Raw genomic sequence first — 19339 nt, forward strand, 5'->3', positions numbered from 1 at the left:
TTGTTACTTACACTTATGGTTATTCTTTTTACACTTATTCTAGCTTCTAACAAAATAGAATATTTATACAGAATAGTAAATAATACAAAGGATTACATTTCCTCTCTCTAGTTCTGAGTTGCAGCATTTTGTTTTAGGATATAAAAGATAGCTACCTTTATGCTTACGTGGTTAATGAGAGTAATTTAGATGTATTCTTTGACGACTTTACCGTTCAGGTGTTAGGTACCAGAGCGATAAGAAAAACCGATTACTATCCTTTTGGCGCATTAGCGAAACAGTGGAACAATCCTGACCAGACACAGCAGGAGAAGTACAGGCATGGGTATCAGGGACAATATGCGGAAGCTGATTCTACTACTGGGTGGAACGGTTTTGAGCTGAGGATGTATGATCCGGTGATTGGGAGGTGGCTACAGGTGGATCCGGAGAAGCAGTTTGCTTCAAGTTATGTGGGTATGGGGAATAATCCTATGAATGGTGTTGATCCAGATGGAGAGGATGTAATTTACCGAAATTCTAATGGAGAGGAAATAGGACGAAGCGTCGAACGGTGGCACCAAGATTTTTTTGGTCTATTCAATACCAATATTACGCTTTCTGATGAACAAATATCAGCTGGAGCATTTGTAAACTACATTTATGAAGATAATGGATATCCAGGTCATGCCCTCATTCAAATTGCATCAACTGGTGAGGTATGGGAGGCTCATAATCCTAGTGGAGCCAATGGTATAGAAAGTGGATACGAGAACTGGGCTAATGGAACAGGACCAAAAAGTCAAATATACAGATTTGATAATTTAGAGGAGACAAGTGAATTTTGGACCTACCTGAGGCCATTAGGAAAGGAACGGGGAGATTTAAAAGTCGCAACAGTTTGGGTGCCAGATAAAGTTGGATTGATGCAATTTTTAAATGAAAGGCGAGATCAACCTTATGATTACATTGCCTCAGATAATAATTGCAAGCATTTCTGTATGGCGGCATTAAAAGCTGGAGGGTTTAATGTAAACGGTTTAGATGTGTGGGAAGCTGGAGGGTATTCTCCTCTCCCAGATGTTTTCTATTTTGATTTTACGAGGACAATTTCAAACCCAAAACGCTAATGTCAAGAATAATAAACTTTTTGGCCATAATTACGCTATTAGTTATCCTGTATTCGTGCCACTCAAACCATTCTGATATTAATGAGGGATATAGGCTCTTTGACTTTGAGGTGGTATCTGTATTTGGTGATTCTATTTGTGTAATTTCAGATACAAATAGAAGATGCTTTTACCATCATTTGGATAGATTTGAAGCTAAAGATGTGATTTGGTTTAAATCTGGCAATGGTTTTTTAGTACATAGTGTACGAAAAATCACTAAATCAGGTCAGGCTTATAAGGATAGGTGTTTGCAGAACCGACATAAATTTTCGGTTATAGATAGCCTTGGAAAAAGAGATTTAATAGAATTAGATTCCATGGATCGAGTAATCGGTTATTCCTTATTTAGCGATTCTCTACTTGTTGTCCTTACTAAAAGCATACTTTGTAAAGAGGTCAATCAATCAGTGTATTATAATCAGAACATTAGAGTCTTTAAACTTACTGAGAATGATTTCATTGAGATCAGCAAGTATAGCTTAAGTGATACTTTAAGTTTTTCTATTACTAGGTTTCCATGGAACCCTAATGGTACAAAGGTTGTGTTGTCGACCAATGATTCAGGTATCTACGTTTTAGATATTACTAGCGGTAAATTATTTAGAGTATCAGAGAGTGGAATTCAGGCTTCCTGGAATCCTAAATATGATGAAATTGCATATTTGAATGATGGAGATTTATGGCTATGTGTGAATGGAGATTCAAGAAATAAAAGGATTTTAAAATCAGGATTGTTTTATGATTTTTCTTTAATTTCTTGGCATCCATCAGGTGATTTTCTCCTTTTAGCAGGCGCTAATAAAATACAAATAAGTATTTTTTCATTTCCAACATGCTTTTGGTTAAATAGAATGAATCAAAACACAATAGAAGATACCTCATGTGGACTAATAGATAAATCTTGGAAATAGTTGTTTAGTTGAACCTTATCACGCAAGTGTTTTTCACATGTGAGCTTATTCAAATAATTTGAGTGGATATGAGCAAATGTATAACTATCATATTTCGAGGTGAAAATCTATATTAAAGCAGTCTATAATTTTCTGATATTTTTTTGGATATACTTTCTTTTAAGAAAGCTGATCTTTAGCGTAAAACTAACTTCTGTTGGGAACCAAATAGTTGTAATCTTATTAGTTGGAAGCTTCTTGATTGCCATACTAAGACATACTCTATATTTCCGTACAACTTTTCAGTTTTGGACTTGCAATAAAAAACTGGACAAATAGTTAAGCGCATTTTGAATAATTGATTTTCCAATATTGTTCCGGAGTTTTATACCCCAGATATGCATGTTTTCTTTTGCGATTGTACCAAATTTCGATGAACTCGAACAACTCTGTTTTTGCTTGCAGAATGCTGTTGAAGTTCGTGTGTTTGACCAATTCAGACTTTAGGGTTTTAAAGAAGTTTTCCGCCACTGCATTATCCCAACAATTGCCCTTCCGGCTCATGCTTTGTATCACTTGATAATGCTTAAGCTTACCTGTGAATGCAGATGAGGCATATTGGATTCCACGATCCGAATGAAAAACTAATTGATGAGGGACAAAAGATCTATTCAGAACTGCCATTTTCCAGGCAGCCAATACCGAATCCTTGGCGGTCATAGTAGTACTTAATGCCCATCCGATTATTTTCCGATCATATAAATCCATAATAATGGTTAAATACATCCATCCTTGACGAGTTGGGATGTAGGTGATATCCGAAACCCATTTCCGGCCAGGTGCTTCTGCTACAAAATCCCGGTCAAGTAAGTTTTCGGCCACTGGCAAGTTGTGCCTGGAATCGGTGGTAAGTATTTTAAACTTCTTGTTGACAATGCTTTTAAGCCCTTCTGAGCGCATGATCCTGGCTACCCTGGGGCGAGAGACTTTCCATCCTCTATCCCTAAGCTCGTCAGTTATTTTGGGGCTGCCGTAACGACCTTTGCTCTGTTGGTAAACCATCTGTACTTCTTCAGTGATCTGTTGATTTTCAAGCTGTCTGCTGGAAGGCTTTCTATTCAACCAATCATAATAACCACTTCTGCTTACATTGAAGACTTTACACATCTTCTCGACACCAAACCTGTGGCGGTGATCCTTCATGAACCGGAATATTTGTTGTCGTTCCTGGAGAAGATGCCTACTGCCTTTTTTAAGATATCCCTTTCCAGTTGGGCCTCTTTCAATTCTTTCTTGAGCTTGGCTATTTCCTTCTGTTCAGCTGTCATGTTTGCATTTCCATGGCCTGAAAAGCTACCACTCTGGTACTGTTCATGTTCACGCTTCCACCGTCTGACAAGCTCCGGTCTGATTCCAAGTTCTTCAGCAACCTCCTTTGTGGATTTATCCCCATAACACAGGTTCACTGCCATTAATTTAAACTCCTTATCGAAGCTTCTTCTTTCTCTTTTCATTATCAGTAAATTTAGCTACCCGAGCTTAACTTACTGTCCGGTCAAATGTAGCAGGTTCATTTCTCTGGAATGATAATAATAAAATCCCTTATGTTATTTATGCAATAGCAATTTTAGTATTTGACATACTTTGTGTGATTTAACCGCGCTGACCACAGGTATCAGCTCCTATTTGAGAGTAAACCAAGCATGTTTTCATAGGTCTATCAGCCCAAAGTAATCCCAATGAAAAGAAGTAAAACATATAGTGTATGGCAAATTGAGCATTACAAGACCATTGTGATATTTATAATGTTATTAATTATATCGGTTGTAGTAGGTATATTTATGTGGACTGGATCAAGTTTTTATCCTTTGTTCATTTTTATTGTAATACCAGTTTTTAAACTTTATAAGATCTTTTTTGAACCGGACAGTATTATAGTGAGGGTAATAATTAATGGAGATGCCATAACCTTGAAATTTATTAACAACGTAGAAAAAACTTATTCTTTTGAAGATCTTGAATATAGCGAAACAACTCCTTCTACGGTTTTCTTGATTCAAAAATCTAGCGGAAAAAAAATAGTGATGAATAGAGCTTTGAATAATTTTAAGGATTTGAAATATCAACTGAAAACTAAGCTCCTCTAGGATTCGCTCAGTTCTCCATGCTCAGCGCTCGTTTGCAACCATAGCTGTCAGGTTAAGGCTTCTGATTAGAGTGGAGCTAAGATACTACTTCGAAAAATGAGTTAGAGATTATTAAAACAGGTGGGGCACTTGAAGAAGAATCAATTGATAAACCAATAAATTTTCGAATACTTTATGAAATCAGCACTCGTCATTTCTTCATTATTAATCATAGCTTCCTTAAATGTCAACGCTCAAAGTGAGTACATCATAACATTAAAGAACGATACAATAGAAGGTTATATAAAGGAAAAAAACACATATGGAGGCTATGTTTACATCGTAAAGTCTGAGTCCACTGGAACCAAAATAAGGGTAAATCCGGATGACATAAGGAAAATGAAACATGATTATAAAACTTTTGTAAGGAAAGACCTGATAGGGGAAGATGGTTATCGGTTGATGCAAGAGCAAAATAGGATAAGGTATAAAAATTTTTGGGTTTATAAAGTGGAATATACCGTTACAAATAGTATGAGTACAGGTTTTGGAGGTTCTGTTATGACCAACTCTACGGCTTACTCATACTACATTGAAGAGTTTGATTCTGATGACGAAGTAATTTATGTTCCGTATGGGAGAAAAAAGAGGGCTGAAGTTTTTAGTGATTGTGAACTTTTAGAGCAAGGAATTTTAAATGGGCAATTCAGGGGAAAAGATACCGAGCTGATAATCAACATTTATGACAAATGCCTCACTCGAATGAAAAATCAGGAATAATTTAATCGAAGCAAAATCATAATTATATTGAATGAAACAAGTCTTAGCATCTCTATTTATTACTCTCTTTGTATCTAGTGCAAATGCTCAGATGCAGAAAGGGACAATCTTATTGGGTGGAAATGTAGGTTACAATCACGAAAATACAACCAATGAGTTTGTAGCGATAGGTTCATTTTTAGTTAATGAGTATAAAAAAGACATTTTAGCGGTTCAGCCTCAGGCTGGTTTTTTCGTTACCGAATCCTTGCTATTGGGTATAGGACTGAACTATGAATATTACTATCATGAGCAACACAATATTATAAATGGAGATCCAGGCCTCCCATATTTTGAAAAAAACAATGTCTTTTTAGCTAATCCATATTTAACCAAATTCATCAAGTTGACAGATAAGTTTTATTTCACGACATCAGTTAATCTGCTGGTCGGAGGTGGTAAGGTGAAATATGGGGAGAATGGTGAGGTAGAAAGCAATATTTTTGAAATCCGGATTAATGCAACGCCTGGGCTGGTATATTTTCTTTCCAATAAATGGGCGCTACAGGGCAGCATCGGACAGATCTTTTACCATCATAAGCAAGAAAAGCTGACAACAGATATTGGCCTTTCAGAGGATCCAAAGAACGTCACCAATAAGTATGGACTCAATGCAAGTTTGAATACGTTTCGAATTGGTTTCCAATATTATTTGAATAATAAGGGAGATGATTAAAGTTATTCAAATTCCAACTAGGTTAATAAGAGCCTGAGCTTAAACGTAAATTATACTTATGAAAATTCGGTAAAAACCCGATTTTCGGAGGTCACAGAATAAAATTTGGTGATCTACCGAGCAACACCCTCGTCTTTCATATCCAATTCCTTCCCAATATTGGGAATAAGATGAATGTCAGTTAGTTATTCTGATCAGATATTATTAGTGATTGTTTATTGGTCACATCACCTGGTTTTCTGATATCATCCCATCAAGCAGGTCATTGACCGAATGTATTTCTGTTATTCACATAGCTGGCAATAGTTTTGTTGGTTACTGGCTATTCTTTTCTGCATAGCCTCCCTGATCTGCTGTTGGTGAGGGTTGTTGACCAATGGCTGACCTTCGTAAATTTCATCTGGTGTGAACCCATGCAGGGCATAGTGAGGTCTTTCGGTATTGTACTCATCAAAGAAACTATCCACCTCTTTTTGGAGATTTGAGAAGTTTTCAATTCGTTTTCTGAACTGCTGAATGATTGTTTGAGGACATTTATCTAGCCGGATAGCTTCCTTGAGCAGGGTGTGGTAGGACCGCATTGAAAATAAAAAATGAATTGGTTTGATCTTGAAAATGCAATGATAAGAGGAATGGACTATGAAAAATCGTTCAGAAAACAGATGAGTCCTTTGTTCCGGATTTGCATCCGGAACTTGCTGCAATCAACTTGTAGTGCCCGGGCCTCAACTTATTATCAGCCGGAACAAACTTGTTACTCCCCGCACTTAACTTGTTGTCTGCCGGAACGAACTTGTTGGTCGTCGCAGTGTACTTGTTAGGCCCGGGGGCCAATTTGCAGGCCTGCAAGTTGAGTGCGGCAGCCTGCAACCTCAATCCCGTACAGTACAACCTCTTTCCGGCTGATGACAAGTCCTTCCCAGGGAGTGTTGAGGCCCACGGCGAGAGAGAAAGTCCACTGCGGCATATAGTCACTTTCTCCCCGTTCTGATAAAATGGTATATTTTCTTCTACCGGTATGATGCCCATTTCAAAAAAATGATATAAACCGAGAGCCTGCAGCAGGACATAGACCGGTTCCATCCCTTTAGGTCAGAGGAGTTTTAAAGGGAAATGCAACAAAATGGAGAACTCAAGGAGAAGTGCAGCAATACCATCCGCCGGGGTTAAAAGAAAAGAGTTTGTTAAATGCAACTAAATATAGTTACTTTGGGTTATGTCTAAGAAAGAAAAACTTATTGCTAGGTTTTTAAGTATGCCATCAGATTTTCATTACGATGAGATGGTTAAACTACTTGGACACTTTGGTTTTGAAGAAGTGAAAAAAGGAAAGACATCCGGATCGAGGGTGAAGTTCGAAAATGCAGAGGGAGTTCCAATCATGCTACATAAACCACATCCAAGTGGAATCATGAAGAAATACCAAATACGACAAGTAAAAGAAATTTTAGGATTATGAAATATCTGGAATACAGAGGTTACACCGGCAGTATAGAGTACAGTCCGGAGGATAATTTACTCTATGGGAAAGTACTCGGAATTAGGGGACTGATCTCTTATGAAGGAGAGACAGGGAAGCTGCTAGAAGATGATTTTAGAGAGGCTGTTAATGTTTATCTGGCTGATTGTAAGGAAGCAGGGAAAACACCTGAGAAGCCATTTAAAGGCAGTTTTAACGTAAGGATACCAGCATCATTACACCAAAAGGCAGCGCTTTTGGCAATGGAGACAAAAACCTCACTGAACAATTTTGTAGCAGAGGCGATCAGATCCAGAGTAAGCAAAGATTTGCCATAAATTCGTCCATTACTTAAGTGAGTGCTATTTATTTAGTCCTACTTGTCAAGTATGTTGAATGATCATAGTGGAGTATGGGTTTGATACAAATACTCCCCCTTTTTTTCAAAGGGGGCCATTGGGGGTTATAGAAAAATTTGTCAAACCCATACTCCCTTACTGCAATTTGACAAAGGATTAGTTCTTCATTCCTGGCTATAAAATAGGGGGCTCTCATCCAGGGCTAAGGATCAATAAAAATCGCAATGAGTGATCAATCATAATTTTTGTCTTATCCATACATAGACCCCCTCATCACGCAAGTGTTTTTCACTTGTGTATGAAAGAGTTAAGACTACGTACTTTAAAAACCCGGACCACTACAAATACATTTATGAACTCAGGTGACAAAATTGTGCTGGATGTGTATGCTAAATCCAATTTAACTGATGGCTTTGATCCGGTTGCACTGACTTCAGGCATTGTAAGCGCATCACCGGCAATGCAAATGATAAATACGAGCATTAAGCGATATAAAACCGGAAGCATTGAGCATTGAGACAGGCCATCAAGAAATATCATCCGGTGGGATGAATTGAAACAAGGATTAAAGTGTTAAATTAGACAATCGAATGCCAAAAGTATTAGAAGTTAAGGGGTACAGGTTCTTTTTTTATTCATCAGAAGGCGATGAGCCTTGCCATATCCATGTGCAGAAGGGGGAAGGAGATGGAAAGATATGGTTAGAACCTGTGTTACAAGAAGAATATTTAGAAGATTTTAAAGCTCAGGAAAAAAGAGAGATAAGGAAGATTGTGGCAGAAAATCAGAATTACCTAATTGAGAAATGGAATGAATACTTCAAAGGAAAATAGAAAGCGATTTGATCCGATTGATCAAATGATTTTTGAAGGAGGATTGAGAATACGGAAGTTATTTTTTGATCGGGAAATGGACTTGATGTTGATCGTTTTAAGCAACAAAATGGTCTTGAGAGAACCGATTAGCAAGTATAAACTTTTACAAGACGCTACCCAATCTCAATTGGAACAATACGAAATCAGCAGGACGGGAGTTCATTGGCCGGAATTGGATGAAGACTTGAGCCTCAGAGGGTTCTTGAAGTCCATCATGCTGTCAAGCTTGGAATCAGTAAGCAAAGTAGTAGCATAACTGCCGCTCCCCGGAGGCTGAACCTGCTACATTTGACCGGACAGTAAGTTAAGCTCGGGTAGCTAAATTTACTGATAATGAAAAGAGAAAGAAGAAACTTCGATAAGGAGTTTAAATTAATGGCAGTGAACCTGTGTTATGGGGATAAATCCACAAAGGAGGTTGCTGAAGAACTTGGAGTCAGACCGGAGCTTGTCAGACGGTGGAAGCGTGAACATGAACAGTACCAGAGTGGTAGCTTTTCAGGCCATGGAAATGCAAACATGACAGCTGAACAGAAGGAAATAGCCAAGCTCAAGAAAGAATTGAAAGAGGCCCAACTGGAAAGGGATATCTTAAAAAAGGCAGTAGGCATCTTCTCCAGGAACGACAACAAATATTCCGGTTCATGAAGGATCACCGCCACAGGTTTGGTGTCGAGAAGATGTGTAAAGTCTTCAATGTAAGCAGAAGTGGTTATTATGATTGGTTGAATAGAAAGCCTTCCAGCAGACAGCTTGAAAATCAACAGATCACTGAAGAAGTACAGATGGTTTACCAACAGAGCAAAGGTCGTTACGGCAGCCCCAAAATAACTGACGAGCTTAGGGATAGAGGATGGAAAGTCTCTCGCCCCAGGGTAGCCAGGATCATGCGCTCAGAAGGGCTTAAAAGCATTGTCAACAAGAAGTTTAAAATACTTACCACCGATTCCAGGCACAACTTGCCAGTGGCCGAAAACTTACTTGACCGGGATTTTGTAGCAGAAGCACCTGGCCGGAAATGGGTTTCGGATATCACCTACATCCCAACTCGTCAAGGATGGATGTATTTAACCATTATTATGGATTTATATGATCGGAAAATAATCGGATGGGCATTAAGTACTACTATGACCGCCAAGGATTCGGTATTGGCTGCCTGGAAAATGGCAGTTCTGAATAGATCTTTTGTCCCTCATCAATTAGTTTTTCATTCGGATCGTGGAATCCAATATGCCTCATCTGCATTCACAGGTAAGCTTAAGCATTATCAAGTGATACAAAGCATGAGCCGGAAGGGCAATTGTTGGGATAATGCAGTGGCGGAAAACTTCTTTAAAACCCTAAAGTCTGAATTGGTCAAACACACGAACTTCAACAGCATTCTGCAAGCAAAAACAGAGTTGTTCGAGTTCATCGAAATTTGGTACAATCGCAAAAGAAAACATGCATATCTGGGGTATAAAACTCCGGAACAATATTGGAAAATCAATTATTCAAAATGCGCTTAACTATTTGTCCAGTTTTTTATTGCAAGTCCAGGCTTAAGGAGGCCACGGTCACCCGGCTTAAAACCTCAACAAGCGCCGGAAGTTACTCCGTGTTTTGTAGGTTATGCACAGAAACAAATATAAGAACCCTACGGAAGTTAAAAATGTTGCTCGAGTTTTGCATATAAATTCGTCCATTACTTAAGTGAGTGCTATTTATTTAGTCCTACTTGTCAAGTATGTTGAATGATCATAGTGGAGTATGGGTTTGATACAAATACTCCCCCTTTTTTTCAAAGGGGGCCATTGGGGGTTATAGAAAAATTTGTCAAACCCATACTCCCTTACTGCAATTTGACAAAGGATTAGTTCTTCATTCCTCACAGAGTCACTTTTAGAGAAGGGAAGGAGGGGAAGAAAAAGGACTCTGAGATTGAATTCTAAAGGTTGATTATCCAACATCGGTTTGAAGCCCCAGAGTCCTTTGCTACCCTCAGGCTTTTTAAGGTGATTCTGAGTGGACGATGGGCTATAAAATAGGGGCTCTCATCCAGGGTTAAGGATCAATAAAAATCGCTAATGAATGATCAATCATAATTTTTGTCTTACCCCATAGACTCCCTCAGTAGAGACAGATAAACATAGGTATGACCACAACGAAGCATTAAAGGCTGATCATATTCTTTAGTCTTATATCTTCCGTCTATAGTCTGGTCTAAATCCCTACAGCAGTGACTTCAGCAGTGCCCGGATCTCCGGATAGTCAGTCACTCTATACTTCGCTGCTGATGAAGTGCTGCCCACTTTGATGGTAAATGCCTCCGGAGGCATGGCCTTAAAGGTGTCTTCATCCGTCCAGTCATCGCCACAGGCCATCACAAAGTCAGACGGGTAATTATTGAGCCATACTGTAGCGGCTCGTCCTTTGTCTATCTCCGAGTTTTTGATCTCTACCACTTTGTTGCCTTCCAGGACTTTGAGGTTTTTGTCCACAGTGATGTACTTCAGGTGACTGGTCAGCTCACGGGTCCGGGCCTCTCCAAGACCGGTTTCTACTTTACGGTAATGCCACACCAGTGAGTAATCCTTTTTCTCCACAAAGCTACCCGGAGTTCGGTCCACATAGCCATCCAGTACCTGCTGGATCGGATCTTTCCACGAGTCACTCATCTTGGTCAGCGTTCTCCACTTTCTTTTATTTTCCTTGATCCAGACACCATGCTCGGCAATGATGTCAATGTCCAGGTGTCCCAGCCACTCTTCCAGCGTTTCACGCCCCCGGCCACTGATTATAACTATCCGGTTTTTCCTGTCCGCGGCGAGCCCTCTCAGCAAGACCAGCAACTCTTTATTGGGTTTTGAGTCCAGCGGATCGCTGTGAAATCCCACCAGTGTGCCGTCATAATCCAGGAAGATCAACCGTTTCTTGCTCTTTTTGTAGGTGGCCTGTATTTGTTTGGTTATCTGGTCGTCCAGCAGCTGTGTTTCCAATGCTTTTTGCTCTTCCTTGATGTAGTCTAGTCGCTTCATGAAAAGGGTTACCCAGTGATGAATGTTGTACCGTTTCAGTGATTTTTGCATCACTTCCATATGGGCTATCTGGCTTTTTTCCGGCATGGACAGCGCTCGTTTCAGTGCCTCCACAAGCTGCTCAATATCGTTTGGATTGATGATAATAGCGTCTGAAAGCTCTTTGGATGCACCGGCCATTTCACTGAGTATCAGCACTCCCTTTTTATCCAGCTTACTGGCGATAAACTCTTTACAAACCAGGTTCATACCATCCCGCATGGGCGTGACAAGTCCTACCTGGGCCATACGGTAAAAAGCAGAGAGGGCGTGTAGTGGGAATGATCGGTAGAAATAATGGATAGGGGTCCAGTCTATCCGACCGTAGTGACCGTTGATCCGTCCGACCAGGAGATCCACCTCTTCTTTTAATTCCTTGTACTTGCCAACCGAATCCCGGGAAGGGACCACTACCATCAGCAAAGAGACCTTTTCCCGGTACTCGGGATATCTGCTGAGAAACAGGTCAAAAGCTTTGAGCCGCTGCGGGATCCCTTTGGAGTAGTCCAGCCGGTCGATGGACAGGATCAGCTTCTGGTCACCGATGGAAGTGCGATAACGCACCTCCCGGGCAAGGGTATCAGGTGAGGCGGCAGACTCCGCATACTTGTCATAGTCTATACCCATTGGTAAAGCATCTACCATGACCTTGCGGTTGTCTACATTGATCTGGCCATTGCTATTTCCTAATCCTGCCAGCCGGTTTACCGATGACAGAAAGTGCCTCATGTCATCATAGGTATGAAAACCGAGGAAATCTGCTCCCAGCATGCCGTGGAGTAACTGGCGCCTCCAGGGCAGCAGACGAAATGACTCATAAGAGGGAAAAGGAATATGAAGAAAAAAGCCGATGCTTGCTTTGGGTGCGTTCTCGCGCAGCAGCTCCGGGAGCAACAGCAGCTGGTAGTCATGCACCCAAATGGTATCCTCAGGCTCTAAAACGGCTGCTATTTCCTTTGCAAATTTCTTGTTTACCTTTTGATAGGCTTTCCAGAGGTCCTCGTTGTATACGGTATATTGATTAAAGTAATGGAAGTTTGGCCAAAGCGTCTCATTGCTAAATCCCTCATAAAAATCTTCAATCTCAGCTGTCGTAAGGAAAACAGGTCGCATGCTTTCCTTTTTGAGGTTCTCGGTGATCTCCTCCCGGTCTTCGGTTTTTGATACAGGCATACCCGGCCAGCCGATCCAGATATTATCTCCTTCCTTATAGATAGAGCCCAGCCCGGTTGCCAGTCCCCCTTCACTGGGTTTGTATTGAAAAGCTCCATTTTCCTGAGTGATCTTTACGGGTAATCGATTTGATACGATAATCGTCTTGGCCATGATTTGCGGTTTTTTATAAATATATCAATGGTTCACCGGAATCCCGGTGAACAGCACGGTTGATTAAGGTCAAAAATCCCCGGATGACATTCGGACGTATCCGGTAATTCAACCGGGAAACGGGCAGGGGTGTTTACCCGAAGTTTCTGAGACGGATCTTTGTCAATCGCCTTTTTGTGTCTAAAGGGAAGTCTCCTTTCATCATCCAGTCATAAAAGCTCGGTTCATTTTTGAGTACTTCCGTTACCAGTTTCCCGCGATGCTTCCCAAAGTTAAATACCTCTTCACCATTGTCATTGAAAACGATCCGGCCCGCCAGATCAACCATTTTTTTATTGGTGAGCTTATGAAGCGTTTCCACATCATTCTCAATCTTCCCAATTTCCTTGCCCAGCAGATCAGTCACCGTTTCCCCTTCATAACGCTCTATCTGTCCCAGGAGCACTTCGTAGGTGGCCTGGGTGTCAGCCGCTGCGCTATGAGCATCTTCCAGGGACTTGTTGCAGTAAAACTTATATGCCGCCGTGAGATTTCGTTTTTCCATCATGTGGAAAATCTTCTGAGCATCAACCAGCTTCCGGTTATCAATCTCAAAATCGACATTGGCCCTGAGAAACTCCTCTACAAGCATGGGCACGTCAAATTTCAGGATGTTGTACCCACCCAGGTCGCATCCTTCCAGCCAGTTGGCCAAAGACTTTGCCAGTTGCTTAAAAGTGGGCTCATCTTTGACATCCTCATCATAGATGCCATGGATCATGCTGGTTTCTTCCGGAATAGGAATGGTGGGGTTGATCTTTCGGCATTTCTCCTCCACACTGCCATCCGGCATCACCTTGATCATAGCCATCTCCACGATACGATCATTTGAAATGTTGGTTCCTGTAGTTTCCAGGTCAAAAATGACCAGGGGGTTCCTTAGGTTTAGTTTTATCATAGTGCTTTCAGTCCTGCCTGAAACTGCTCATCGCTTACGCCGATCCTTTTCAATAAAGCTTTGGCCGCAGCTGCGTGTGCCAGAAATTCCTTATCATCTTTACCGGCTTCTTTTGGTTTTAGCAGGGAGTATTCAATGTTCTTTACGTCTTCTCTTTCCTTTTTGCCCATCATCAGAGCCACATCATTTTTCTCATTGTATATGTAGGAACCCGCCTTGGGGAGCTCATCGGCGAGCTGCTCATACTGGCTTACATATTCATTGAATGAATTGTACCCTTCCGGCAGGTCATCTACGACTTTATGAAGCAGTAGAATGTGGATATCTAACTCACGAAAGTAAGCTTTTCCATTGACCAGCTCGTCTCCGCCCCTTATGATCACAACAGGCGCGTCGGTCAGCTCAGCTTCTCCGTTCAGGTCCAAAAAATCCGCGGGCTTTTTGATGCGATTTAAAACCGCTTTAACGATCTGAAAAATTTTATCCGTATCCCGGTTTCCGCTGATGAGGATACGTTGTTTATTTTTGATTAGTTCTGTATTTACTTGCATTTTAGGGTTGTTGGCTCCACGGGTTTCAAAAATAAAGGAATTTGCTCCCGTGACAAATATTTTCATGAATTAGCCATCGTTATAAATTATCCACAGGATATTTTTCATGTAAGGATATTTTGTTAGTAAGATGTGTGTAATAGTTCCGGGTTATTCCGTGACCCGTCGTAAGTTTGTTCCTGAAATTCAAAGATCACCCAATGGAGGAAAAATCATCCGCACTAAGAGCACAATCAAAAACCAGAAGACTAGGGGTATCAGACCTTTCCCGGGAGTTGGGGAAGATCCCTCCCCAGGCTGTAGAGATCGAAGAAGCAGTTCTGGGTGCACTAATGCTGGAGCGTGATGCTTTGACCAATGTGATCGAGATCCTGAAGCCGGAGAGTTTCTACAAGGATCAAAACCGGATGATCTTTGAAGCCATCGTCCAGCTCTTTAACAACAGCGAGCCGGTAGATATAAAAACGGTGGTGCACCAGCTGCGTAAAAACGGGCAGCTGGAAATTATAGGCGGCGCTCATTATGTATCGGAGCTTACTACCAAGGTAAACTCGGCAGCAAATATTGAGACGCATGCGCGGATCATTGCCGAGCAATCCATTAAGCGGGAGCTGATCCACATTTCCTCAGAGATCCAGCAGGATGCTTATGAGGATACCACCGATGTATTCAATTTACTGGACAAAGCCCAGCAGTCTCTTTTTGATGTATCAGAGTCCCACATCCGTAAGAACTTTGATAAGATGAACACCCTGATGCATCAGGCTATCCAGGAGATAGAGGAGCGCAAAAACCAAAAAGACGGACTTACCGGTATTGCCAGTGGGTTTACTGCGCTCGATCGGGTAACCTCCGGCTGGCAGCGTTCTGACCTGGTCATTATTGCGGCCAGGCCCGGGATGGGAAAAACTGCATTTGTAGTATCTGCCCTCAGAAATGCAGCCATCGATTTCAAAACTCCGGTAGCAATCTTTTCACTGGAGATGTCTTCTGTGCAGCTGGTGCACAGGATGGTTTCCGCTGAGGCGGAGCTGGAAAGCGACAAGCTCAGAAGAGGAAACCTGGAGGGCTACGAATGGCAGCAGCTGATCAGTAAAACAGGTAAGCTTTCTGAGGCTCCCATATTTATAGATGATACGCCGGCTCTGAGTATCCTGGAGCTTCGTGCCAAAAGCAGGAGATTGGTTGCTCAGCATGGTGTTTCGCTGATCGTAATTGACTACCTGCAGCTGATGACCGGCGATACCTCCAAAGGCGGGGGAAACCGTGAGCAGGAGATTGCCTCCATTTCCCGGGCGCTGAAAGGGATAGCCAAGGAGTTGAATGTGCCGGTGATCGCTCTTTCACAGTTGAGTAGGGCCGTGGAAACAAGGGGTGGCGATAAGCGACCACAGCTTTCCGACCTTAGGGAGTCTGGTTCTATTGAGCAGGATGCCGATATGGTGATGTTCCTGTACCGTCCGGAGTATTATGGTATGACACAGGATGAGAACGGTATGCCGCTCAATGGTATTGGGGAGGTGATCATCGCTAAAAACAGGCATGGTAAGCTCGAGGATGTACGGCTTAAGTTCATCGGTAAGTTTACCAAGTTTGAGGATCTGGACAGCACTATGGACTCCAGCGCTACATACGGAAGTAAATTACCTTCCGGAGGAGGAGGAAACGCTGACTTTACGATCACCCTGCCGAGCAAAGCCAATAAGAAAGATGATGATGAAGAAATGCCTTTCTGATGAAAGCATTAACCATTTCAGTAAACCAGGATATAACCTTAAAACTAACCGATAAACCCAGGCCGAAGGTGGGCAGGGGGCAATGCCTTATTAAAATGCATGCTGCCGCCATTAACCGGCGGGACTACTGGATCAGTAAAGGGAAATACCCCGGGATCAAAGACGGGGTAACGCTGGGGTCTGACGGATGCGGAACGGTAGTGGAAGGCCCCTCTGAATGGGTTGGAAAAGAAGTTTTGATTAATCCCAATATCCACTGGGGAGATCATCCGGATCATCAGGGCGAACAGTATCAAATTCTCGGGTTGCCTTCCGATGGCACGTTTGCCGAGTACATAAGCGTGAATACGGATCGCCTGGTTGAAAAACCAAAGCACCTGACGAATGAAGAGGCTGCTGCAGTTCCGCTGGCAGGTCTTACTGCTTATCGGGCCTTATTCACCAAAGCAAAAGTGAAAAGTGGAGATCGGGTATTAGTGACCGGCGTAGGGGGTGGCGTTTCTCAGTTTGCGGCATCTTTTGCTGTGGCGGCAGGAGCTGAAGTGTATGTAAGTAGTGGCAGTGACCAAAAGCTGCAAAAGGCGTTGGAACTGGGAGCCAGGGGAGGCTTTAATTATAAGGAGCCCGAGTGGTGGAAGCAGGCGTTGCGTACGGGTACGTTTGATGGCATTATTGATAGCGCCGGGGGCAATGCACTAAATGATTATCTCAGAATCATTAAACCTGGCGGCAAAATAGTGGTATACGGTAGCACAACAGGTAAAACAGAGAGTCTGGATGTTTTTCGATTGTTTTGGTCTCAGGCAGCTATCATTGGCTCCACGATGGGCAATGATGATGAGTTTAGTGAAATGATTGAATTCGTCAAGCAACACAAAATAAAGCCCGTGATCGATAACATTCGGAGTTGGGAAGAAAGCGAAAAAGCGGTTAACTCGCTGGCGAACTCCACCCACTTTGGTAAGACGGTAATTCGATTTACCGCTTGACCTGGTTTAACCCGAGTATCTAAGGATATGAATGGATGATCCTGGTAACTCAGGGACAAAAAAACCTATAGAAAAGAAAGAAAATACCCCGATTCCTCCTTAATAAAGGAGGTGAGGAGGTTGTTCAGAAAAAAAATTATTTTCTTCCTTTTCTATCACTAATAGCACTTAGCGTCATTCCCATATATCACCGCATTGAGCAGATCAACGTAAGCTATTCGTTCACCAGGTGTTTATTAAGCTTTTCCATAAGCTCAGCGGATTTGAATGGCTTGGGTAAATGGTCATCCATTCCTACGGAATAGCATTTTTCAATGTCCTCCTTCATTGCAGAGGCCGTCAGCGCAATGATCTTGATTTCTGAAAGCGGGGGCTCTGTAGCATTGCGGATAAACCGCGTGGCATCCAATCCTCCCATGATCGGCATTTGCACATCCATCAGGATTACATCATATTCCTTTTGATAAATTTGCTCGATCACTTCCTGGCCATTGGGCACTATATCCACCTGAAAGCCCGCCTTGGTAAGTGTAGATTTGGCTACCATCTGGTTGACACGGTTGTCCTCCGCTACAAGGATTTTTATGTTTTCAGGGTTGATTTTAGAACTCAGTGTTTTGGGTTGTTTTTCGCGTGTTTTTTTAGTGACCACAGCAGGCTTTAGCTGCAGGTCAAAATAAAAACTACTTCCTTTCCCAATCCGGCTGTCCACTTTTAATGTGCCCCCGAAAAGGGTTACTAATTCTTTTGAAATGGCTAGACCCAAACCTGAACCTCCATACATTCTTGTGGTTTCGCTGCCTGCCTGGCTGAAGGTTTCAAAGATGGTAGCGAGCTTATCTTTAGGTATTCCTATGCCGGTATCGTTTACCTGGATGGACAGTCGGGGACCGTCATCGGTCTGGCTGGATTTCACTATCAGATCTACTCCGCCTTCCTCGGTAAATTTTATAGCATTTCCTACGAGGTTTAGCAATATTTGGTTAATCCTGACGGGATCCCCGCAAGCACTTTCAGGCACTCCCGGATCAACAATGGTTCGCAGAATGATGCTTTTTTCCGAGGCAATAGATGCCAGCGTGTTTTCAACAGCAAGAATTGTTTCTCTGATGTCAAAGTCTATGTGCTCCAGGGTCAACTTCTCAGAATTGATCTTAGAGAGATCCAGTATCTGGTTTATGAGCACTAAAAGGTTTTTTGCCGAGTAGTCAATTGCCGTGGCATATTTTCGTTGCTCTTCCGTGAGCTTGGTATCCAGGAGTAAGTTGGTAAGCCCGATCACACCATTCATAGGAGTACGGATCTCATGACTCATGTTGGAAAGAAACTGGTCTTTGGTTTTTACACCTGCCAGCGCCTCCTTTCTTGCTTCGATAAGTTCATTTTCCCTTTCTTCTCTGCGTTTTATTTCTTCCTGCAGTTGTTCATTTTGCTGCTTGATCTCACGGTTTTTTAGTTGATTCTGAATCTCAGCTTTATTCATTTTTTCAACGAAATAACCCAGAAAGGTGAAAAAAGGGATAGCAAGCAGGAGACTTAAGGTCATCGGATCATTTTTGGTGTATTTGATAAATAACGCGGCAGATATTTGACCAGTATCATCATAAATTATGGCGCTGGAACATGTGGTAAAAAGAATGATGCCAAGTAAAAAACCTGTTAAAGGGTATATGAAGAGTGATCTGGATGTTTCAGCTGACGCATTTAGCTTGGTGTTCTGGTAATTCTTAAATGCAAATAACAAGAGAAGACAGCAAACAGGCATGGTATCAATAATCCAGAGCTGAGGGATGGTTTTCTGAGCCTGCCACAGGTATTGGAGAGCAAGATTTTCGAAATTGCTGTAGGAGTAATATGCGGTAGCTATAGCTGGTATAGCTACAATGGCTGCAATGGTTAGTACTTTTTTTGTCATGGCCTGGGAAAATCTTATTGTAAGATCTTTCAAACGGCTTAGCATCACAACGGTAAAAATCCGATTTTGACAATTAGGCAATTCACCTAATACCTATAGGGTTTTCTGTTATTCATCAAACTGAAAATTCATATAAGCGGTTTGAAGTTCCTTCAGCGCATGGCCTTCATTAAGCATTTTTGCTTTTTCGATACCTGCCTGGTACGTTTTATCTGCCTCTTCCCGCATGCCAAGTTCAGCATATAGCTCAGCAGCATGATAGTACGTGCCGATGTAGTCCGAATGATTTTTCAGTAGATCCTCAAACAATTCGCGGCTTTTTTTCTTATTTATCTGAAGATGTTCCAGTGCCAGTGCATATTTTGGAAAGGGATCAGAAGGGTCCTCTTTGATGAATTTTTCAAGCTTTTTGATGCGATCCGTGTTCATCCTTTGTTGATATTATTTACTAACTTCGAAACCTCAATATTAACC

General features: G+C 41.9%; 21 protein-coding genes. 13 read left to right on the forward strand and 8 right to left on the reverse strand.

Annotated elements, in window-relative coordinates; all coding sequences use genetic code 11:
• The first annotated feature begins 167 nt into the window (after positions 1–167).
• Both AC3E9V_RS10145 and AC3E9V_RS10150 read left to right on the forward strand, forming a co-directional pair.
• Positions 168–1109: an RHS repeat-associated core domain-containing protein gene (locus AC3E9V_RS10145; protein ID WP_488753079.1), complete on the forward strand. Its 942-nt coding sequence runs from the start codon at positions 168–170 to the stop codon at positions 1107–1109.
• Entirely contained in the window at positions 1109–2062 is a 954-nt protein-coding gene (locus AC3E9V_RS10150) for a TolB family protein (protein WP_488753080.1), read from the forward strand. Before AC3E9V_RS10145 ends, AC3E9V_RS10150 begins: the two co-directional genes overlap by 1 nt.
• Positions 2063–2380: 318 nt before the next feature.
• Here AC3E9V_RS10150 and AC3E9V_RS10155 read toward each other — a convergent pair.
• Positions 2381–3555, reverse strand: a protein-coding gene (locus tag AC3E9V_RS10155) for an IS3 family transposase (protein ID WP_488753081.1) whose coding sequence is annotated in 2 segments (ribosomal slippage) — positions 2381–3300 and positions 3300–3555 — 1176 coding nt in all. Because the reading frame shifts where the segments join, the coding sequence is not laid out codon by codon here.
• Between the two features lie 225 nt (positions 3556–3780).
• Between AC3E9V_RS10155 and AC3E9V_RS10160 the strand changes: the two genes are divergently transcribed.
• From AC3E9V_RS10160 to AC3E9V_RS10170, 3 genes are all read left to right on the forward strand, one after another.
• On the forward strand, positions 3781–4188 hold the full coding sequence (locus tag AC3E9V_RS10160; protein WP_488753082.1) for a hypothetical protein: 408 nt from the start codon (positions 3781–3783) through the stop codon (positions 4186–4188).
• 174 nt (positions 4189–4362) lie between these two features.
• Positions 4363–4947, forward strand: coding sequence for a hypothetical protein (locus tag AC3E9V_RS10165; RefSeq protein WP_488753083.1), 585 nt, complete (start codon positions 4363–4365; stop codon positions 4945–4947).
• A 31-nt stretch (positions 4948–4978) separates the two neighbouring features.
• The gene (locus AC3E9V_RS10170) at positions 4979–5662 is read left to right on the forward strand and encodes a hypothetical protein (protein ID WP_488753084.1); all 684 of its coding nucleotides are present in this window, start codon (positions 4979–4981) and stop codon (positions 5660–5662) included.
• A 284-nt stretch (positions 5663–5946) separates the two neighbouring features.
• Here the strand turns inward: AC3E9V_RS10170 and AC3E9V_RS10175 are convergent, their stop codons facing one another.
• Together AC3E9V_RS10175 and AC3E9V_RS10180 are read right to left on the reverse strand one after the other, a co-directional pair.
• Positions 5947–6243, reverse strand: coding sequence for an integrase core domain-containing protein (locus AC3E9V_RS10175; protein WP_488753085.1), 297 nt, complete (start codon positions 6241–6243; stop codon positions 5947–5949).
• Positions 6244–6313: 70 nt separating this feature from the next.
• A complete protein-coding gene (locus AC3E9V_RS10180) occupies positions 6314–6745 on the reverse strand; it encodes a hypothetical protein (protein WP_488753086.1) in 432 nt (143 codons plus the stop codon).
• A 133-nt stretch (positions 6746–6878) separates the two neighbouring features.
• On the opposite strand from AC3E9V_RS10180, the gene AC3E9V_RS10185 reads away from it, so the two are divergent.
• The 6 genes from AC3E9V_RS10185 to AC3E9V_RS10210 all read left to right on the forward strand — a co-directional run bounded on the left by AC3E9V_RS10185 (position 6879) and on the right by AC3E9V_RS10210 (position 9863).
• Positions 6879–7121: a type II toxin-antitoxin system HicA family toxin gene (locus AC3E9V_RS10185; protein ID WP_488753087.1), complete on the forward strand. Its 243-nt coding sequence runs from the start codon at positions 6879–6881 to the stop codon at positions 7119–7121.
• A complete protein-coding gene (locus tag AC3E9V_RS10190) occupies positions 7118–7459 on the forward strand; it encodes a type II toxin-antitoxin system HicB family antitoxin (RefSeq protein WP_488753088.1) in 342 nt (113 codons plus the stop codon). The genes AC3E9V_RS10185 and AC3E9V_RS10190 overlap by 4 nt, the downstream gene beginning before the upstream one ends.
• Positions 7460–7778: 319 nt before the next feature.
• Positions 7779–7997, forward strand: coding sequence for a hypothetical protein (locus AC3E9V_RS10195; RefSeq protein WP_488753089.1), 219 nt, complete (start codon positions 7779–7781; stop codon positions 7995–7997).
• A 73-nt stretch (positions 7998–8070) separates the two neighbouring features.
• Positions 8071–8313, forward strand: a complete 243-nt coding sequence (locus AC3E9V_RS10200; protein WP_488753090.1) for a DUF4160 domain-containing protein — start codon at positions 8071–8073, stop codon at positions 8311–8313.
• Complete coding sequence (locus AC3E9V_RS10205; protein WP_488753091.1) at positions 8291–8611, forward strand: DUF2442 domain-containing protein; 321 nt, start codon at positions 8291–8293, stop codon at positions 8609–8611. The genes AC3E9V_RS10200 and AC3E9V_RS10205 overlap by 23 nt, the downstream gene beginning before the upstream one ends.
• A 77-nt stretch (positions 8612–8688) precedes the next feature.
• A protein-coding gene (locus AC3E9V_RS10210; RefSeq protein WP_488751913.1) for an IS3 family transposase occupies positions 8689–9863 on the forward strand; the annotation gives its coding sequence in 2 pieces (ribosomal slippage) (positions 8689–8944 and positions 8944–9863; 1176 coding nt in all).
• Positions 9864–10565: 702 nt separating this feature from the next.
• On the opposite strand, the gene AC3E9V_RS10215 is transcribed toward AC3E9V_RS10210, so the two are convergent.
• The 3 genes from AC3E9V_RS10215 to AC3E9V_RS10225 all read right to left on the reverse strand — a co-directional run bounded on the left by AC3E9V_RS10215 (position 10566) and on the right by AC3E9V_RS10225 (position 14291).
• Entirely contained in the window at positions 10566–12737 is a 2172-nt protein-coding gene (locus tag AC3E9V_RS10215; protein ID WP_488753092.1) for a bifunctional alpha,alpha-trehalose-phosphate synthase (UDP-forming)/trehalose-phosphatase, read from the reverse strand.
• Positions 12738–12870: 133 nt separating this feature from the next.
• On the reverse strand, positions 12871–13671 hold the full coding sequence (locus AC3E9V_RS10220; protein WP_488753660.1) for an exonuclease domain-containing protein: 801 nt from the start codon (positions 13669–13671) through the stop codon (positions 12871–12873).
• Entirely contained in the window at positions 13671–14291 is a 621-nt protein-coding gene (locus AC3E9V_RS10225) for a hypothetical protein (protein WP_488753093.1), read from the reverse strand. Before AC3E9V_RS10225 ends, AC3E9V_RS10220 begins: the two co-directional genes overlap by 1 nt.
• Before the next feature lie 134 nt (positions 14292–14425).
• Here AC3E9V_RS10225 and dnaB point away from each other — a divergent pair, with 134 nt between their 5' ends.
• Both dnaB and AC3E9V_RS10235 read left to right on the forward strand, forming a co-directional pair.
• Positions 14426–15961, forward strand: coding sequence for a replicative DNA helicase (gene dnaB, locus AC3E9V_RS10230; RefSeq protein ID WP_488753094.1), 1536 nt, complete (start codon positions 14426–14428; stop codon positions 15959–15961).
• Positions 15961–16950, forward strand: coding sequence for a zinc-dependent alcohol dehydrogenase family protein (locus tag AC3E9V_RS10235; RefSeq protein ID WP_488753095.1), 990 nt, complete (start codon positions 15961–15963; stop codon positions 16948–16950). The genes dnaB and AC3E9V_RS10235 overlap by 1 nt, the downstream gene beginning before the upstream one ends.
• 214 nt (positions 16951–17164) lie before the next feature.
• Here AC3E9V_RS10235 and AC3E9V_RS10240 read toward each other — a convergent pair whose 3' ends face one another.
• Positions 17165–18865 carry an ATP-binding protein gene (locus AC3E9V_RS10240; RefSeq protein ID WP_488753096.1) on the reverse strand — a complete coding sequence of 567 codons (1701 nt, stop codon included), beginning with the start codon at positions 18863–18865 and terminating at the stop codon, positions 17165–17167.
• Positions 18866–18973: 108 nt separating this feature from the next.
• Positions 18974–19294: a tetratricopeptide repeat protein gene (locus AC3E9V_RS10245; protein ID WP_488753097.1), complete on the reverse strand. Its 321-nt coding sequence runs from the start codon at positions 19292–19294 to the stop codon at positions 18974–18976.
• Positions 19295–19339 lie beyond the last annotated feature (45 nt).

Source organism: Marinoscillum sp. HNIBRBA16962 (genome assembly GCF_057801515.1).

Excerpts from the sequence above, each read along its gene's own strand:
- AC3E9V_RS10150 (WP_488753080.1), top strand. The coding sequence starts at position 1,109 with ATGTCAAGAATAATAAACTTTTTGGCCATAATTACGCTATTAGTTATC.
- AC3E9V_RS10160 (WP_488753082.1), top strand. The coding sequence starts at position 3,781 with ATGAAAAGAAGTAAAACATATAGTGTATGGCAAATTGAGCATTACAAG.
- AC3E9V_RS10165 (WP_488753083.1), top strand. The coding sequence starts at position 4,363 with ATGAAATCAGCACTCGTCATTTCTTCATTATTAATCATAGCTTCCTTA.
- AC3E9V_RS10170 (WP_488753084.1), top strand. The coding sequence starts at position 4,979 with ATGAAACAAGTCTTAGCATCTCTATTTATTACTCTCTTTGTATCTAGT.
- AC3E9V_RS10175 (WP_488753085.1), bottom strand. The coding sequence starts at position 6,243 with ATGCGGTCCTACCACACCCTGCTCAAGGAAGCTATCCGGCTAGATAAA.
- AC3E9V_RS10180 (WP_488753086.1), bottom strand. The coding sequence starts at position 6,745 with ATGGAACCGGTCTATGTCCTGCTGCAGGCTCTCGGTTTATATCATTTT.
- AC3E9V_RS10185 (WP_488753087.1), top strand. The coding sequence starts at position 6,879 with ATGTCTAAGAAAGAAAAACTTATTGCTAGGTTTTTAAGTATGCCATCA.
- AC3E9V_RS10190 (WP_488753088.1), top strand. The coding sequence starts at position 7,118 with ATGAAATATCTGGAATACAGAGGTTACACCGGCAGTATAGAGTACAGT.
- AC3E9V_RS10195 (WP_488753089.1), top strand. The coding sequence starts at position 7,779 with ATGAAAGAGTTAAGACTACGTACTTTAAAAACCCGGACCACTACAAAT.
- AC3E9V_RS10200 (WP_488753090.1), top strand. The coding sequence starts at position 8,071 with ATGCCAAAAGTATTAGAAGTTAAGGGGTACAGGTTCTTTTTTTATTCA.
- AC3E9V_RS10205 (WP_488753091.1), top strand. The coding sequence starts at position 8,291 with ATGAATACTTCAAAGGAAAATAGAAAGCGATTTGATCCGATTGATCAA.
- AC3E9V_RS10215 (WP_488753092.1), bottom strand. The coding sequence starts at position 12,737 with ATGGCCAAGACGATTATCGTATCAAATCGATTACCCGTAAAGATCACT.
- AC3E9V_RS10225 (WP_488753093.1), bottom strand. The coding sequence starts at position 14,291 with ATGAAAATATTTGTCACGGGAGCAAATTCCTTTATTTTTGAAACCCGT.
- dnaB (WP_488753094.1), top strand. The coding sequence starts at position 14,426 with ATGGAGGAAAAATCATCCGCACTAAGAGCACAATCAAAAACCAGAAGA.
- AC3E9V_RS10235 (WP_488753095.1), top strand. The coding sequence starts at position 15,961 with ATGAAAGCATTAACCATTTCAGTAAACCAGGATATAACCTTAAAACTA.
- AC3E9V_RS10240 (WP_488753096.1), bottom strand. The coding sequence starts at position 18,865 with ATGACAAAAAAAGTACTAACCATTGCAGCCATTGTAGCTATACCAGCT.
- AC3E9V_RS10245 (WP_488753097.1), bottom strand. The coding sequence starts at position 19,294 with ATGAACACGGATCGCATCAAAAAGCTTGAAAAATTCATCAAAGAGGAC.